Source organism: Halomonas ramblicola (assembly GCF_030409215.1).
Taxonomy (GTDB): Bacteria; Pseudomonadota; Gammaproteobacteria; order Pseudomonadales; family Halomonadaceae; genus Halomonas; species Halomonas ramblicola.
Genome location: NZ_JAUFPL010000032.1, coordinates 541565 through 557103, shown reverse-complemented (window position 1 = coordinate 557103; position 15539 = coordinate 541565). Strand labels below are relative to the sequence as shown.

Genomic DNA, 15539 nt, shown 5'->3' with positions numbered 1-15539 from the left:
CCAACCGACACTTTGCCATCGCCGCTTGGGAACGGCAGGGCAAACACAGTCGACCATGACGAGGGGCGCCGGAGACAGGTCGCAGAGTGCCGGCAATAGCCTTGTTGGGAACGGCGGGTGTCTCGCGGTATCCTGCGCGGATGACCCGCGCCCTGGATTTCGACCACCTCCAGCAGCTGCGCCGCGGCCACCCGGCCTGGACCCTGCTGCGCGCCGAGCACGCCCCCATGGTGATCGGCTTCCTGCACCGTGCTTTCATCGCGCCCAATGTGCGCAGCTTGGCGGAACAGCCGCTGGCCGCCCAGCTTGACGACTGGCTCTTCCACCTGCGCCAGCGCCTCGACGATGATCCCTTCCCGCGTGAGGCGCTGGCCTACCTCAACGAGTGGGCCGACGACCGCCATCGCTGGCTGCGCAAGTACTACCCCGCCGAGGGCGACGAGCCGCACTTCGACCTGACCCCGGCCGCCGAGCAGGCCCTGCACTGGCTGGCGGGCCTCGAGCAGCGCCAGTTCATCGGCGCGGAGTCGCGCCTCAAGCAGGTCTTCGAGCTGCTGCGAGAGATCGACCAGGGCAACGAGACCGACCCCGAGGCGCGCATTCGCGAGCTGGAGCGGCGCCGCGACGCCCTCGACGCCGAGATCGCCGAAATCCGCGCCGGCCGCCTGACGCTGATGGACGCCACCGCCCTCCGCGAGCGCTTCCAGCAGATGACCGACACCGCCCGTGCACTGCTGGCCGACTTCCGCCAGGTGGAGCAGAATTTCCGCGACCTCGACCGCGAGGTGCGCGAGCGCATCGCCACCTGGGAAGGCGGCAAGGGTGAGCTGCTGGAGGAGATCTTCGGCGACCACGACGCCATCCGCGACTCCGACCAGGGCCGCAGCTTCCACGCCTTCTGGGACTTCCTGATGTCGCCGGCGCGCCAGGAGGAGCTCACCGAGCTGATCGAGCGCATCCTGACCCTCGAGCCGGTGGCGGAACTGGCGCCCGACCCACGTCTGGCCCGCATCCACTACGACTGGCTGACCGCCGGCGAGGTCGCCCAACGCACCGTGGCCCGGCTCTCCGAGCAGCTCCGCCGCTACCTGGACGACCAGGGCTGGCTGGAGAATCGCCGCATCATGGCCATCCTGCGCGACGTCGAACGCCACGCCCTGGCGCTGCGCGACACCCCGCCCGACGGGGAGCCGATGGCTATCGACGAGCCGGCCCCTCGCCTCGAGCTGCCCATGGAGCGCCCACTGTTCACCCCGCCGCTCAAGCCGCGCATCGACGCCGAGCGACTGGCCAGCGGCGACGAGGCCATCGAGGCGACGGCGCTGTTCGATCAGCACCATGTTGACAAGGAGCGCCTGCGCGCCCGGGTGCGCCGCGCCCTGCAGACCCGCGACCAGGTCGGTCTCGCCGAACTGCTCGACGAGGAGCCGCTACGCCAGGGATTGGCGGAACTGGTCGCCTGGCTGGCCATCGCCACCGAAGGCGGCCAAGGCCTGCTCGACGACGACCATCCCCAAGAGATCGAGTGGCAGGAGGAGCACGGCCGCTGGCGCCGGGCCCGCCTGCCGCGCGTCATCTTCACCCGCCAGGGGGCGCCCACGGCATGAACGACTTCCACGACCCGACCCTCGACACCGGCCCCGCCGACGGCGAGCGGCGCTTCTCGCTGGTGCTGATCGCCCTGTTCAAGGGCGTGCTCTATCAGGATCGCCACCCCGGCCAGTGGCAGGACCTGCTCGACCACCAGGCGCGCATCCGCGACCACATCGCCCCCCTGGGCCTGACGCTGATGCTCGACGAGGCCGAGGGCCATGCCTACCTGAGCCAGAAGGCCACGGACGACGAGGAGGGAGAGCTGCCGCGCCTGGTGCGTCGCCAGCCACTCAGCTACCCGGTCAGCCTGCTGCTGGCGCTGCTGCGCAAAAAGCTCGCCGAGCAGGACGCCGGCGGCGACGAGCTGCGCCTGATCCTGTCCCGCGAGCAGATTCAGGAGATGCTCAAGCTGTTCTTCGCCGACACCAGCAACGAGGCGCGGCTGCTGGACCGCATCGATACCCACATCAACAAGGTGGTGGAGCTGGGCTTTTTGCGCCGCCTCAAGGGCGAGACGCCGCGCTACGAGGTGCGCCGCATCCTCAAGTCGTTCGTCGACGCCCAGTGGCTGGTCGAGTTCGAGCAGCGCCTGGCCGAGTACCGGGAACATGCCGAGGGAGACCACTGAGATGCAGCTCGGAGAACTCGACTTCGGGTCCGACCCGGCGCGCGCCGGCTTCCGCCTGCAGCGCCTGGAGGTCTACAACTGGGGCACCTTCCACCAACGGGTCTGGCGCCTGGACGCCGGCGGCGACAACGCCCTGCTCACCGGCGATATCGGCTCCGGCAAGTCGACCCTGGTCGATGCCATCACCACCCTGCTGGTGCCCGCCCAACGCATCACCTACAACAAGGCCGCCGGTGCCGAGGCCAAGGAACGCAGCCTGCGCTCCTATGTCCTGGGCTACTACAAGACCGAGCGTGGCGAGGCGGGCCTCAGTGCCAAGGCGGTGGGCCTGCGCGACCACAACGGCTATTCGGTGATCCTCGGCCACTTCTACAACGAGGGCTTCGACACCCACGTCACCCTGGCCCAGGTGTTCTGGATCGCCGACACCAAGGGCCAGCCGGAACGCTTCTACGTGGTCGCCGACCGCGAACTGGCCATCGCCGGCGACTTCGACGACTTCGGCAGCGACCTCAAGCACCTCAAGAAGCGCCTGCGCGACAGCCCCCATGTGGAGCTGCACGACAGCTTCCCGCCCTACGGGGCCGCCTTCCGCCGGCGCTTCGGCCTCGGCGCCAGCAACGACCAGGCCATGGAGCTGTTCAACCAGACGGTGTCGATGAAGTCGGTGGGCAACCTCACCGACTTCGTGCGCACCCATATGCTCGAGGCGCTGCCCATGGAGGAGCGCATCACCGCCCTGATCCGCCACTTCGACGACCTCGACCGCGCCCACGCCGCCGTGCTCGAGGCACGCCGCAAGATCGAGGCACTGGCCCCGCTGGTGGACAACCTGGACCGGCATCGGGCCCTGGCGGAACAGCAGGCCGAGCAGGTCGCAGACCGCGAGGCGCTGAAGAGCTACTTCGCCCACCACAAGACCGCCCTGCTGGAGCGCCGCCTGGAGCGGCTCGACGGCGAACTGGATCGCTTGGCCAACCGGCTCGAGGAGCTGAGCGACCGGCGCCGCCAGGAGGCCAACCAACGTGACGACCTGCGCCAGGCGATCGCCGACAGCGGCGGCGACCGCCTGGCCCAGCTGGCCTGCGAGATCGAGGAACTCAGCGAGGCCCGCGACCACTGCCGCCGACGCGCCGACCGCTACCGGGATCTGGCCACGGCGGTGGGGCTCGAGGCCGCCGAGGACGCCGACGCCTTCCAGGCCAATGCCGCGGCCATCGATCGGGCACTGGCGAGCCTGGACGATGACGAGAACGCCCTGACCGAGCAGCGTACCGACCACGAGCTGACGCTGCGCGGCCTGAAGGAGCAGCACGATGCCCTCGACGCCGAGCTGGCCTCGCTGCGCGAACGCCGCTCCAATCTGCCGGCGCGCATGCTCGCCCTGCGCGAGCGGCTGTGCGAGGCCACCGGCCTGGACGCCGACACCCTGCCCTTCGCCGGCGAGTTGATCCAGGTCCGCGACGAGGCCCGCGACTGGGAGGGCGCCGCCGAACGGGTGCTGCACAACTTCGCCCTCTCCTTGCTGGTGCCCGACGCCCACTATGCCGAGGTCGCCGACTGGGTCGAGCGCACCCAACTGCGCGGCCGGCTGGTCTACTACCGGGTGCGCAGCACCCAGGCCGCCGCCCCCTCGCTGCATCCCGAGTCGCTGGTACGCAAGCTGGCCATTCGCCCCGACAGCGACCACTACGCCTGGCTGGAACAGGAGCTGGGCAAGCGCTTCGACTATGCCTGCTGCGGCGAACTGAGCCAGTTCCGCCGCGAGCAGCGCGCCCTGACCCGCAATGGCCAGCTCAAGACCGGCGGCGAACGCCACGAGAAGGACGACCGCCACCGCCTCGACGACCGCACCCGCTACGTGCTGGGCTGGAGCAACGAGGCCAAGATCGCCGCCCTGGAGACGGAAGCCGAGACCCTGCAGCGACGCATCCAGACCAGCGCCGCCCGAGTGGCCGAGGTCCAGGGCGAGCAGCGCCGGCTCGGCCAGCGGCGCGGTGACCTCAGCCGCCTGCAGGGTTTCGAGGACTTCGCCTCCCTGGACTGGCGCACCCCGGCAGCACGGCTGGCCAGCCGCGAGGCCGAGCGCCGCAAGCTGGAGGAAAGCTCCGACCGGCTCAGGACCCTGCAGGCCCAGCTACAGGAACTGGAGGCCGCCAGCACCGCCACCGAGGCGGCCTGGGGCCAGGCCCAGAAGGAACAGGGCAGCCTGAGCGAGCGCCGCGACACGGCCGATACCCAGCTCGCAGAAGCCAGCTCCCTGGTGGAGAGCCTCGACGCCGAGCGACGCCATGCCAGCTTCCCGCGCCTCGACGCCCAGCGCCCCCAGGCCCTAGGCGAGCATCAGCTCAGCGTCGAGTCCTGCGACAACCGCGAACGCGAGATGCGCGACTGGCTGCAGGCCGACATCGACGCGCGCCAGAAGCAGCTCGACCGCCTGCGCGAGGCGATCATCAAGGCCATGCAGCACATCATGACCCGGTGGCCACAGGACACCGAGGAGGTGGACGCGAGCCTGGCCGCCGGCGACGACTACCGCGCCATGCTCGCCGCCCTCAAGGCCAACGACCTGCCGCGCTTCGAGGCCCGCTTCAAGCAGCTGCTCAACGAAAACACCATCCGCGAGATCGCCGGCTTCCAGGCCTTCCTCAACCAGCAGCGCGAGGACATCAAGGGCCGGGTCGCCACCATCAACGCCTCGCTGCACGATATCGACTACAACCCGGGGCGCTACATCCGCCTGCTCGCCGAGCCCAGCCCCGACGCCGAGATCCGCGACTTCCGTCAGCAGCTGCGCGCCTGCACCGAGAACGCCCTCAGCGGCAGCGACGACGAGCAGTACTCGGAGGCCAAGTTCCTGCAGGTCAAGGCCATCATCGAGCGTTTCCGCGGCCGGGAAGGCAGCACCGAGCTGGACAAGCGCTGGACCCGCAAGGTCACCGACGTGCGCCACCACTTCCTGTTCTCGGCCTCCGAGCGCTGGCGCGAGGACGACGGCGAGCACGAGCACTACTCGGATGCCGGCGGCAAGTCCGGCGGGCAGAAGGAGAAGCTGGCCTATACCGTGCTGGCCGCCAGCCTGGCCTACCAGTTCGGCCTGGAGTGGGGCGAGAGCCACTCGCGCTCCTTTCGTTTCGTGGTCATCGACGAAGCCTTCGGCCGCGGCTCCGACGAGTCCGCCCGCTATGGCCTGGAGCTGTTCGCGCGCCTCAACCTGCAACTGCTGATCGTCACCCCGCTGCAGAAGATCCACATCATCGAGCCCTATGTCGCCAGCGTCGGCTTCGTGCACAACGAACAGGGCCGGCAATCGATGCTGCGCAACCTGAGCATCGAGGAGTATCGCCAGGAGAAGGCCGCCCGCGAACGCATCGAGGTCCTGTGAGGTGAGCGCCTGGACCACCCCGGAGGATATCCGTCGCCAGCTGCAGCGCCACTGGGACAGCGGCGCCCTGCTCGCCGCGCGCCTGCCGACCGACGGCGACGAGCCACTGTTTCCGCTGACACTGCGCCTGCGCCGCCCCACGGCCCGGGAGGTCTCCCAGCGCTTCGGGGAGGTCGCCGACTGGATCCGAACCCTGCAGGGAGGCAGCCGCGACGCCCTGGGCTACGGCTATAGCATCGCGTTACGCCGCCAGGGCAACCGGGTCCAGGGCAGCAACGAACTGCCCGCCCACCTCCAGGTGCCCAGCGCAGACGATGCCCTGCGCCTGCTGCACAAGCAACGGGAGGCCGCACGCTTCGATGCCCTGGCCAAGGAAATCCTCGCCCGCCAACCCGAGCTGGCCGGCTGGCTGCGCCGCCAGCCGCTCAAGGTGCTGGAGCACGCCGACGACTGGCCGCGGCTGCTGGCCGTGCTCGCCCACTTCCAGCGCCACCCGCGCCCCGGCGTCTATCTGCGCCAACTGGACATCCCCGGCGTTGACACCAAGTTCATCGAGGCCCGCCGTGGCCTGATAGCCTCGCTGCTCGATGCGGTGCTGCCCGAGACGGCCATCGAGGCAGAGGCCACCGGCGTGCAGGGCTTCAACCGTCGCTACGGGCTGCGCGCCCCCTCGCCGCTGGTGCGGTTCCGCCTGCTCGACCCGACCCTGTCGCCGCACGGCCTGAGCGACCTCAGCGTGCCGGTGGAGCAGTTCGCGGCCTTCCGGCCAGAGGTGGAGCGGGTCTTCATCACCGAGAACCAGACCAACGGCCTGGCCTTTCCCGAGGTGCCGCGCGCCCTGGTGATCTTCGGCCTGGGCTACGGCCTGGAATCCTTGGCCAGCACCCCCTGGCTCCAGGGGGTCCAGGTCCACTACTGGGGGGATATCGACACCCACGGCTTCGGCATCCTCGACCGGTTGCGCGCCTACCTGCCCCACGCCCGGTCGCTGCTGATGGACGAGGCCACCCTGATGGCGCACCGCCCACTGTGGGGCGAGGAGCCCCTGGATAAACGCCTGGGCCATACCCCCACCCGCCTGACCGACGCCGAGCTCGCCCTGTTCACCGCCCTGCGCGACGATGTCTGGGGAGAACGGGTACGACTCGAGCAGGAGCGCATCGGGTTTGACTGGCTGCAGCAAGCACTGCCCATTGCCACAGAACTAGATAAGAACTAAATTCAGTCCATGCCCACAGGGTTAACCAGATGCCATGAAATACTCAGAGAACATCAAGCCGATCAGCTATCTGAAGGCCCATGCCGCCGAGATTTCCCGCTCGCTCAACGAGCTGCGCGAGCCCATGGTGATCACCCAGAATGGCGAAGCCAGGATGGTAGTGCAGGATATCCGGAGCTACGAACAGACCCAGGAGACCCTGGCGTTGCTGAAGATCCTCGCGCTCGGCGGCCAGGAAGTCGAACAGGGCAAGACCCTGGACGCCGGCGAATGCTTCGACCGGCTGCGTCGCGGGGACGAGCCCCGGTGACCTGTCGTGTCGAGCTGACGGCCTCGGCCTTCGACGACCTGAGGGAACTCATCGACTTCATCGCCGAGGACTCGCCGCCTGCTGCCCAGCGACTGCTGACCGCGATCGAGACCCGAATCACCGCCCTGGGGGAGTTCCCCGAACGTGGCAGCCATCCCCGCGAGTTGCTGGAACTGGGCATCCAGGAATACCGGCAGGTCCTCGAGCCCCCGGTACGCATCATCTACCGCCGGCATGATGACCGCGTCATCGTCTACCTGATCGCCGACAGCCGCCGCGACATGCAGCGACTGCTGGCGCGCCGACTGCTTGGCTAGCGCCCGGCGACCTACTGCAGGCGTCCACGGACCAGCCAGGAGTAGACCAGGCCGGCGACGATCAGGGTCACGGCGAAGAGGTAGATGCCCACCGAGATACCGCTGCTCCACAGGATGCTCCACTCCCCGCCGGAGATCGACATGGCGCGTCGCAGGTTGAACTCCATCTGTCCGCCCAGCAGCAGGCCCAGCACCACCGGCACCGTGGGGATCTCGAGCTTGCGCAGCGCATAGCCCAGCACCCCGAAGCCCAGCATCATGTAGAGGTCGAAGGCGCTGTTGTTGAGCGAGTAGACGCCGACGAAGGCCACCATCACCACCATGGGCATCAGGAACCAGCCCGGCGCCTGCAGCACCTTGGCGAACAGGCTCACCAGCGGCACGTTGAGCACCAACAGCACGAAGTTGCCGATCACCAGCGCCGCCACCAGCCCCCACACCATCTCCGGCTGCTGCTCGAAGAGCAGCGGCCCCGGGGTGATGTTCATCGACAGCAGCAGCGCCAGCAGGATCGCCGTGGTGCCGCTGCCGGGGATCCCCAGCGACAGCATGGGGATCAGCGCGCCGCCGGCGGCGGCGTTGTTGCCCGCCTCGGGGGCCGCCACGCCACGCGGGTCGCCCTGGCCGAAGCGGCCGGCGCGTCCCACCCAGCGCTTCTCGAGCATGTAGGCGAGGAAACTGCCCAGCGCCGCCCCGGCGCCGGGCAGCACCCCGGCGACGAAGCCGATCAGCGAGCCGCGGGCGATGGTCGGCGCACAACGCCCGGCGGAACGCACGCCGGGCATCGCCGAGCCGAGCTTCAGGGTCGGGCGGCTGGTGCCGCGGATGTCCTCCAGGTAGATCAGGCACTCGGAGATGGCGAACAGCCCCACCAGGGCGACGATGAAGTCGATGCCGTCGTAGAGCTCGTAGAGCCCGAAGGTGTAGCGCGGCACCCCGCTGACCGCATCGATGCCGACGCTGCCCAGCAGCAGCCCCAGGAAGGCGGCGAGGAAGCTCTTGACCAGGCTGCCGCCGGTCACCCCGCCGATGGTGGCGAAGGCCAGCACGAAGAGCGCGAAATACTCCGCCGGACCGAAGCGGATGGCGAACTGGACCAGCAGCGGCGCGAACAGCGCCAGCCCCAGGGTGGCCACCGCGGCGCCGACGAAGGAAGCCACGGCAGAGACCCCCAGCGCCTCGCCGCCGCGCCCCTGTAGGGCCATGGGATAGCCGTCCAGGGTGGTCATCATGGCCGGCTCGTCGCCGGGGATGTTGAGCACGATGGAACTGATGCGTCCGCCGTACATGCAGCCGTAGTAGACGCTGACCAGCAGGATCAACGCCCCTGTGGCCGGCAGGCCGAAGTTGAAGGAGAGCGGGATCATCAGCGCCACGCCGTTGACCGGCCCCAGCCCGGGCAGCGCACCGATCAGGGTGCCGATGACGCAGCCGATCAGCGCCAGGAAGAGGTTCTGAGGCTCCAGGGCCACGGCGAAGCCCTGGGCGAGGAAGGCGAGGATATCCATGTCGTGGGGGTTACCAGTCCAGGCCGGGGATGTTGGGCAGCGGCATGCCGAGGGCGAACTCGAACAGCGCATAGAGGCCCAGGGTGAGCACGCCGCCGCTGACCAGGGCGGGCTTCCAGGCCGCCCCGAACAGGCGGATCAGCAGCACCACCGCCACCAGGGAGGCGGGCAGGAAGCCCAGCGGCTTGACCAGGCCGGCGTAGCTGGCCAGCACCAGCAGGGTCAGCGCCTGGCGCACCAGGGCGGCGCGCCCGGGCCAGCGCTGGTTGAGCCCCGGCTTGAGGATCAGCAGCAGCGACAGCGCCGCCAATGGCAGGCTGATCAGGCGCGGGTATTCGCCCGGCCCGATGGGCTGCATGAAGCCCGACTCCAGGTCGTGGGAGAGCCACCAGGCGCCCACTGCCAGCACCAGCAACAGGGCCCCGGCGATGCGATCGCCGATGACGCCGGGCACCCGCCCGGCGTCGTCCTGCAGGGGATCGCTCACTGGATGACCCCGATCTCCCGGGAGATCGCCTCGACCTCGTCGATGGACTCGCGAACGAAGGCGTCGAACTCCTCGCCGCCGCGCCACAGCGGCACCAGGCCGTTCTGCTGGGCGACCTCCTTCCATTCCTCGCTGTCGTAGAGCGCCTGGAGGTCTTCCACCATGGCGGCGTAGTCCGCATCGGACACCTCGCCGCCGGTGTAGAAGCCGCGCCAGTTGTAGCCGGCCACGTCATAGCCCTGGGAGGCGGCAGTGGGCAGCTCGTCGAAGGGCTCGGGCAGGGGCTCCTCGGAGAGCACCGCCAGCACGCGCACGTCGCCCGACTCGATGAAGCCGGCGATCTCGCCCAGGTCGGTGGAGACCACGTCCACGTGGCCGCCCATCATCTGGGTCACGGCCGGGCCGCCGCCGTCGAACTGCACCCAGCGCAGGCTGCCGATCTGGTCGGCGGGCATCCCGGCCTCCTTGGCCAACATCAGGGCGCGGATGTGGTCCCAGCCCCCGGCGCCGCTGGAGCCGGCCATCGACAGGGCGGCGGGGTCCTCGACCATGGTGTCGAGCAGCTGCTCGAGGCTCTGGTACTCGCTCTCGTCGTCCACCAGGATGACGCCCACGTCGGTGCCCAGCATGGCCAGCCAGCGCATGGTGTCGGCTCCGCCGGGGTACTTGCCCTGGGCGATCTGGGTGACCCCCACGGTGCTGGTGGCGACGACCAGGTCGCTGTCGTCGGCGCGGTTCCCTTCCACATGGGAGAAGGCCACGGCGCCCACCCCGCCCGGCATGTTGGTGACCTGCACGGGACTGTCCACCAGCTCGAGGTCGAGCAGCAGCTTGCCCACCGAGCGGCAGGTGAAGTCCCAGCCCCCGCCGGGATCCGCCGGGGCGATGCACTCGCCGATGGGCAGTGCCTGGCTGGGGGCGCTGAACGCCACCCCCGCCCCGATCAGGGCCGTGGCGGCGAAGCCTTGAATTCCCCTGGTAATGGATGGCATGGACGTACTCCTTCCCGATTGTTGTTGTGACGAGCGGATATCGCTCGCACCGACATTCGGCCGCCTGGCGGCGACCGTGTTCAGACTAGCTCAGATAACGCCGCGCTCGCGCAGATCATCCAGCTCCTCCCGGCTCATACCCAGTTCGCCGAGCAGCTCGCGGGTGTGCTCGCCGAGCCGCGGCACCCGGTGGTAGAGAGCCGCCGGCGCCTCGCGCATCTTCACCGGGAAGCCGGTCACCGGCACCCGGCCGGCGTCGCCCTGGTCGATCTCCAGGCGCATCTCCTGGGCCCGTACCTGGGGGTCGGCGAAGGTCTCGCGCAGGTCGTGCACCCGCCCGCAGGGCACCCCGGCCTGGTTGAGGTGCTCGATCCAGTCGTCGACCCGGCGCGTTTCGATGACGCCGTTGAGGATCTCGCGCAGCGCCTCGCGATTCGCCATGCGCCGGGCGTTGTCGGCGAAGCGCGGATCATTGAGCAGGTGCAGCATGTCCAGGGCGCCGAGAAAGCGCTCCACCATGGTGTCGTTGCTGGGGGCGATGGCCACCTCGCCGTCGCTGGCCCGGAACAGGCCATAGGGGTAGAGCATGGGATGGTCGTTGCCGGTGCGCGTCGGGAGCCGGTCGGTGGCAAAATACTCGGCGGCCAGGTAGCCGAGCATGGCGATCAGGCCGTTGGTCAGCGCCGTCTCGACGATCTCGCCCTGGCCGGTGCGCTCGCGGCGCACCAGGGCCGCACAGATGCCGAAGGCCAGGTTCTGGCTGGCCACCATGTCGCTGATCGGCGGCGCGGCCCGCATCGGCTCGCCGTCGGCCGGGCCGTTGACGCCCATGAAGCCACTCATGGCCTGGGCGATGAAGTCGTAGGCCGGACGGTCGCGGTAGGGCCCGGTGGAGCCGAAGCCGTTGATGCGCCCCACCACCAGGTGCGGGAAACGTTCGCGCAGGGTGTCGTCGTCGAGGCCCATCCTGGCCAGCACGCCGGGGCGGAAGTTCTCCACCAGGACGTCGGCGTCCTCGAGCAGGCGATGGAGGATCTGCTTGCCCTCGGCGCTGCGCAGGTCGAGGGTCAGCGAGCGCTTGTTACGGTTGAACTGGGCGAAGTACCAGCTCTCGCCGTTGACCATGTTGCCCTGGCCACGCACCACGTCGCCGCGGCCGGGCGACTCGACCTTGATCACGTCGGCGCCGTGGTCGCCGAGGATCTGGGTGCCGAAAGGCCCCGAGATCACCCGGGTGAGGTCGATCACGCGGATGCCGGCCAGGGAGCCCGGCGCGGGAGGAGCGGCGGCGCTCATGGTCACCCCCGGGCCGTGGGCACGGCGGTGCATTCGGCGAGTGCCAGGCGCGGCCCGGCCTTGGAGACCTGGGCCGGCAGCGGGCGCCCCATCAGCTCGCCGGCCAGCCGCGCGGCGCCGATCAGGCCGTCGAGCTCGAGGCCGGTGTCGATGCCCATCTCCTCGAGCAGGTAGACCAGGTCCTCGCTGGCGATGTTGCCCGAGGCGCCGGGGGCGAAGGGGCAGCCGCCCAGGCCGCCGATGGCGCTCTCGTAGCGCTCGACGCCCAGCGCCAGCCCCTGCATGACGTTGGCCAGGCCGATGCCGCGGGTGTTGTGGAAGTGCAGGGTCAGCGGCAGGTCGGGAACGGCCCCGCGCAGGTGGTGGACGCGCTCGGCGACCAGCGGCGGCGTGGCCATGCCGGTGGTGTCGCCCAGCGACAGGTGGGTGGCGCCCAGGTCGGCGAAGCGCCGGGCGATGCCGCCCACCGCCTGCACCGGCACGTTGCCCTCGAAGGGACAGCCGAAGGCGGTGGCGATGGCCCCGCGCAGCGCCACGCCGCTGCCCTCGAGCAGGCGCGCGACCCGCTCGAAGCCCGCCAGGGACGCCTCGACGCTGCGGTTGACGTTCTTGGCGTTGTGGCTCTCCGAGGCGGAGACGAACAGCACCACCGAGTCGACGCCCGCCTCCAGGGCCCGCTCGGCGCCGCGCAGGTTGGGCACCAGGGCCGAAAGATGCAGCCCGGGGGTGTCACGCAGCGCCGCCACCAGTTCCGCCGCATCGGCCAGCGCCGGCACCGCCCGCGGGCTGACGAAGGAGGTGACCTCGAACTCGCGCACCCCGGCCGCGATCAGCGCGCGAGCCAGGGCCAGCTTCTGGTCGGTGGCGAGCACCACGGGCTCGTTCTGCAGGCCGTCGCGCAGGCCCACCTCGGTGACGTGGACGCGACGCGGCGGGCTCTCGGGGGCAGGCGGGGCGATGGGCATCGGGGCTGTCCAATTGCATGACAGGTTGCTGATGCACCGACGCTACGGCAGCCTCTCCCCCGCAACAATGCGCCTTTCGTTGTAGCCCTACTCCCCGTCGGCCAAGGCCGGCAGCAGCGTCTTCAGCTTGCGGGTCAGGGTATTGCGCCCCCAGCCCAGCAGCTCGGCGGCCTCGCCCTTGCGCCCGCCGGTGTGGCGCAGCGCCGTCTCGATCAGGATTCTCTCGAAATCCGGCACCGCTTCCTCCAGCAGGTGGGTGTGGCCGGCGGCCAGGGCGCGGTCGGCCCAGTCGCGGAAGGCGGCGCGCCAGTCGCCGCTGGCGGTGGTGGTGCCGTCGTCCTCCTCGCGCAGCTCCGGCGGCAGGTCCTCGATCAGGATCTCGCGGCCCGAGGCCATCACCGTCAGCCAGCGGCAGGTGTTCTCCAGTTGGCGCACGTTGCCGGGCCAGGCCAGCTGGGTGAGGTGCTTCTCGGCCTCGGGGGTCAGCACCTTGACGTCGGTGGAGAGTTCCTTGGCCGCCTCGGCGAGGAAGTGGTTCGCCAGCCGCGGGATGTCCTCGCGGCGTTCGGCCAGCTTGGGCAGGTGCACGCGGATGACGTTGAGGCGGTGGAAGAGGTCCTCGCGGAAGCGCCCGTCGTCCACCAGGTCCTCGAGGTTCTGGTGGGTGGCGGCGATGATCCGCACGTCCACCTTCACCGAGGTGTGCCCCCCTACCCGGTAGAACTCGCCGTCGGCCAGCACCCGCAGCAGGCGCGTCTGGGTCTCGGCGGGCATGTCGCCGATCTCGTCGAGGAACAGGGTGCCGCCGTTGGCCTGCTCGAAGCGCCCCTGGCGCTGGGCGGTGGCCCCGGTGAAGGCGCCCTTCTCGTGGCCGAACAGTTCCGACTCGATCAGATCCTTGGGAATGGCGGCCATGTTCAGGGCGATGAACGGCTGGCCGGTGCGCGGGCTGTGCTGATGCAGGGCGCGGGCCACCCGCTCCTTGCCGGTGCCCGACTCGCCGTTGATCAGCACCGTGATGTGGGAATGGGAGAGCCGGCCGATGGCGCGGAACACCTCCTGCATGGCCGGCGCCTCGCCGATGATCTCGGCGTCCAGCCCCTCGGGCACGCTGACCGGCTTCTTGCGCTCCCGGGCGTGGGCCACGGCACGGCGCACCAGGGCCAGCGCCTCGTCGACGTCGAAGGGCTTGGGCAGGTACTCGAAGGCGCCGCCCTGGTAGGAGGCCACGGCGCTGTCCAGGTCCGAGTGGGCGGTCATCACGATCACCGGCAGCTCGGGATGGGCCTCGCGCACCTTGGCCATCAGGTCCAGGCCATCGATGCCGGGCATGCGGATGTCGGTGACCAACACGTCGGGCGGCTCGTCCAGCAGGCGCTGTAGGACGGTATCGGCGCGCTCGATGCACTCCACCTCGAGGTCGGGCTGGGCGAGGGCGCGCTCCAGCACCCAGCGAATGGCGCGATCGTCGTCGACGATCACCACGCGTGCGACGTCAGTCATGGCGCATCTCCAGGGGAATCAGCAGTCGGAATTCGGTCTGGCCCGGCACGGAATCGCATTCGATCAGGCCCTGGTGCTGGTGCAGGATGCCCTGGGCGATGGAGAGCCCCAGGCCGCTGCCGTCGGCCCGCCCCGAGACCATGGGATAGAAGAGCGTCTCCTGCAGCGACGCGGGAATCCCCGGCCCGTTGTCGACGATCCCCACCTCGCAGACCAGGCGGTGGCGTTCGGCGCCCAGGGTGAACTGGCGACGCGCCCGGGTGCGCAGCGTGAGCCGCGGCTCGGGCGTGCCGGCCTCGGTCATCGCCTCCACGGCGTTGCGCGCCACGTTGAGCGTCGCCTGGATCATCTGCGCCTCGTCACCGGAGAGGTCGGGCAGGCTGGGATCGTAGTCGCGGGCGATGTGCACCCCGGGGTGCTCGGCGACCAGCAGCGAGCGCACCCGTTCCAGCACCTTGTGGATGTTGACCGGCTCGTGGCGGTTGACCCGGTTGGGGCCGAGCATGGAGTCCACCAGGTCGCGCAGGCGGTCGACCTCCTCGACGATGATCCGGGTGAACTCGGCGAGCCCCGGGTCGCCCAGGTCGCGCTCCAGCAGCTGGGCCGCGCCGCGGATCCCGCCCAGGGGGTTCTTGACCTCGTGGGCCAGGCCGCGGGTCAGCACCTTGATGGTCTCCTGGCGAGTCAGCAGCGCCTCCTCGCGGGAGATGCGCATCAGCCGGTCGCGGGGCTCCACCTCCAGCAGCAGCTCGTGGGGGGAGAGCGGCGTGACCGTGTAGTCCACCGTCAGCGGCTCGCCGCCCAGCATGGCCAGGCGCGCCTCGCGCTGGGTGAAGGGGTGGAACTCGTCGCGGGCCTTGACCAGCACCTCGCCGAGACTGCCCTCGCTCTCCATCAGGGCACACAGCGACAGCCCCTGCACCCGGCTCAGGCTCACCGAGAGCAGCGCCTCGGCGGCGGGGTTCATCCACTCCAGTCGCAGTTCACCATCCAGCAGCAGCACCGCCGTGGTGAGATGTTCCATCAGGCGTTGATACATCGAAGAGGCCATGTCGGGTCCATGATTGCTCAGGCTGTGCAAGAAGCGGGCCAGGCCCACGAGCCCCATGCCGGCGCGGTTTGCCGGCGACGGCGAGGCATCATGCGCACCAAATTAGTGCAAAAAGGACCGACGTGCACCGTGCCGTGCACGCCCATGGCGAGCCGCGGGGGACGCGACGCCTCAGGGGGCCGCCCCATCCTGGCGCTCGGTCCCCAAGCGTTGCACCGCCCCCTCGTCGGGCAAGCGCCGGGCGGGCGCCTCGAGGCGCCGTTCGGGCTCGTCGTCCTCGCCCTC

The 15539-nt window shown here is 69.9% G+C and carries 13 protein-coding genes; 6 read left to right on the top strand and 7 right to left on the bottom strand.

Annotated features, from left to right (window positions below):
* Nucleotides 1-140 precede the first annotated feature (140 nt).
* The 6 genes from QWY80_RS16640 to QWY80_RS16615 are packed head-to-tail and all read left to right on the top strand — an operon-like array spanning nucleotide 141 to nucleotide 7452.
* Nucleotides 141-1607 carry a DUF3375 domain-containing protein gene (locus QWY80_RS16640; RefSeq protein WP_290233934.1) on the top strand — a complete coding sequence of 489 codons (1467 nt, stop codon included), beginning with the start codon at nucleotides 141-143 and terminating at the stop codon, nucleotides 1605-1607.
* Nucleotides 1604-2221, top strand: a complete 618-nt coding sequence (locus QWY80_RS16635) for a DUF4194 domain-containing protein (RefSeq protein ID WP_290233932.1) — start codon at nucleotides 1604-1606, stop codon at nucleotides 2219-2221. The genes QWY80_RS16640 and QWY80_RS16635 overlap by 4 nt, the downstream gene beginning before the upstream one ends.
* 1 nt (nucleotide 2222) lies before the next feature.
* Nucleotides 2223-5606, top strand: a complete 3384-nt coding sequence (locus QWY80_RS16630) for an ATP-binding protein (protein WP_290233930.1) — start codon at nucleotides 2223-2225, stop codon at nucleotides 5604-5606.
* A gap of 1 nt (nucleotide 5607) precedes the next feature.
* Nucleotides 5608-6825, top strand: a complete 1218-nt coding sequence (locus tag QWY80_RS16625) for a Wadjet anti-phage system protein JetD domain-containing protein (protein WP_290233928.1) — start codon at nucleotides 5608-5610, stop codon at nucleotides 6823-6825.
* A gap of 34 nt (nucleotides 6826-6859) precedes the next feature.
* Complete coding sequence (locus tag QWY80_RS16620) at nucleotides 6860-7135, top strand: type II toxin-antitoxin system Phd/YefM family antitoxin (protein WP_290233926.1); 276 nt, start codon at nucleotides 6860-6862, stop codon at nucleotides 7133-7135.
* On the top strand, nucleotides 7132-7452 hold the full coding sequence (locus QWY80_RS16615) for a type II toxin-antitoxin system RelE/ParE family toxin (RefSeq protein ID WP_290233924.1): 321 nt from the start codon (nucleotides 7132-7134) through the stop codon (nucleotides 7450-7452). Before QWY80_RS16620 ends, QWY80_RS16615 begins: the two co-directional genes overlap by 4 nt.
* 11 nt (nucleotides 7453-7463) lie before the next feature.
* Here QWY80_RS16615 and QWY80_RS16610 read toward each other — a convergent pair whose 3' ends face one another.
* From QWY80_RS16610 to glnL, 7 genes are all read right to left on the bottom strand, one after another.
* The gene (locus tag QWY80_RS16610) at nucleotides 7464-8960 is read right to left on the bottom strand and encodes a tripartite tricarboxylate transporter permease (protein ID WP_290233921.1); all 1497 of its coding nucleotides are present in this window, start codon (nucleotides 8958-8960) and stop codon (nucleotides 7464-7466) included.
* Between the two features lie 10 nt (nucleotides 8961-8970).
* Entirely contained in the window at nucleotides 8971-9447 is a 477-nt protein-coding gene (locus tag QWY80_RS16605; protein ID WP_290233920.1) for a tripartite tricarboxylate transporter TctB family protein, read from the bottom strand.
* Nucleotides 9444-10439, bottom strand: a complete 996-nt coding sequence (locus tag QWY80_RS16600) for a Bug family tripartite tricarboxylate transporter substrate binding protein (RefSeq protein ID WP_290233919.1) — start codon at nucleotides 10437-10439, stop codon at nucleotides 9444-9446. Before QWY80_RS16600 ends, QWY80_RS16605 begins: the two co-directional genes overlap by 4 nt.
* Nucleotides 10440-10529: 90 nt before the next feature.
* Nucleotides 10530-11735 (bottom strand): CaiB/BaiF CoA transferase family protein, encoded by a 1206-nt coding sequence (locus QWY80_RS16595; RefSeq protein ID WP_290233918.1) that lies wholly within the window; start codon nucleotides 11733-11735, stop codon nucleotides 10530-10532.
* A gap of 2 nt (nucleotides 11736-11737) precedes the next feature.
* On the bottom strand, nucleotides 11738-12700 hold the full coding sequence (locus QWY80_RS16590) for a hydroxymethylglutaryl-CoA lyase (RefSeq protein WP_290233917.1): 963 nt from the start codon (nucleotides 12698-12700) through the stop codon (nucleotides 11738-11740).
* Between the two features lie 87 nt (nucleotides 12701-12787).
* Nucleotides 12788-14203 (bottom strand): nitrogen regulation protein NR(I), encoded by a 1416-nt coding sequence (gene ntrC, locus QWY80_RS16585; RefSeq protein ID WP_290233916.1) that lies wholly within the window; start codon nucleotides 14201-14203, stop codon nucleotides 12788-12790.
* Nucleotides 14196-15242: a nitrogen regulation protein NR(II) gene (glnL, locus tag QWY80_RS16580; RefSeq protein WP_290234189.1), complete on the bottom strand. Its 1047-nt coding sequence runs from the start codon at nucleotides 15240-15242 to the stop codon at nucleotides 14196-14198. The genes ntrC and glnL overlap by 8 nt, the downstream gene beginning before the upstream one ends.
* Nucleotides 15243-15539 lie beyond the last annotated feature (297 nt).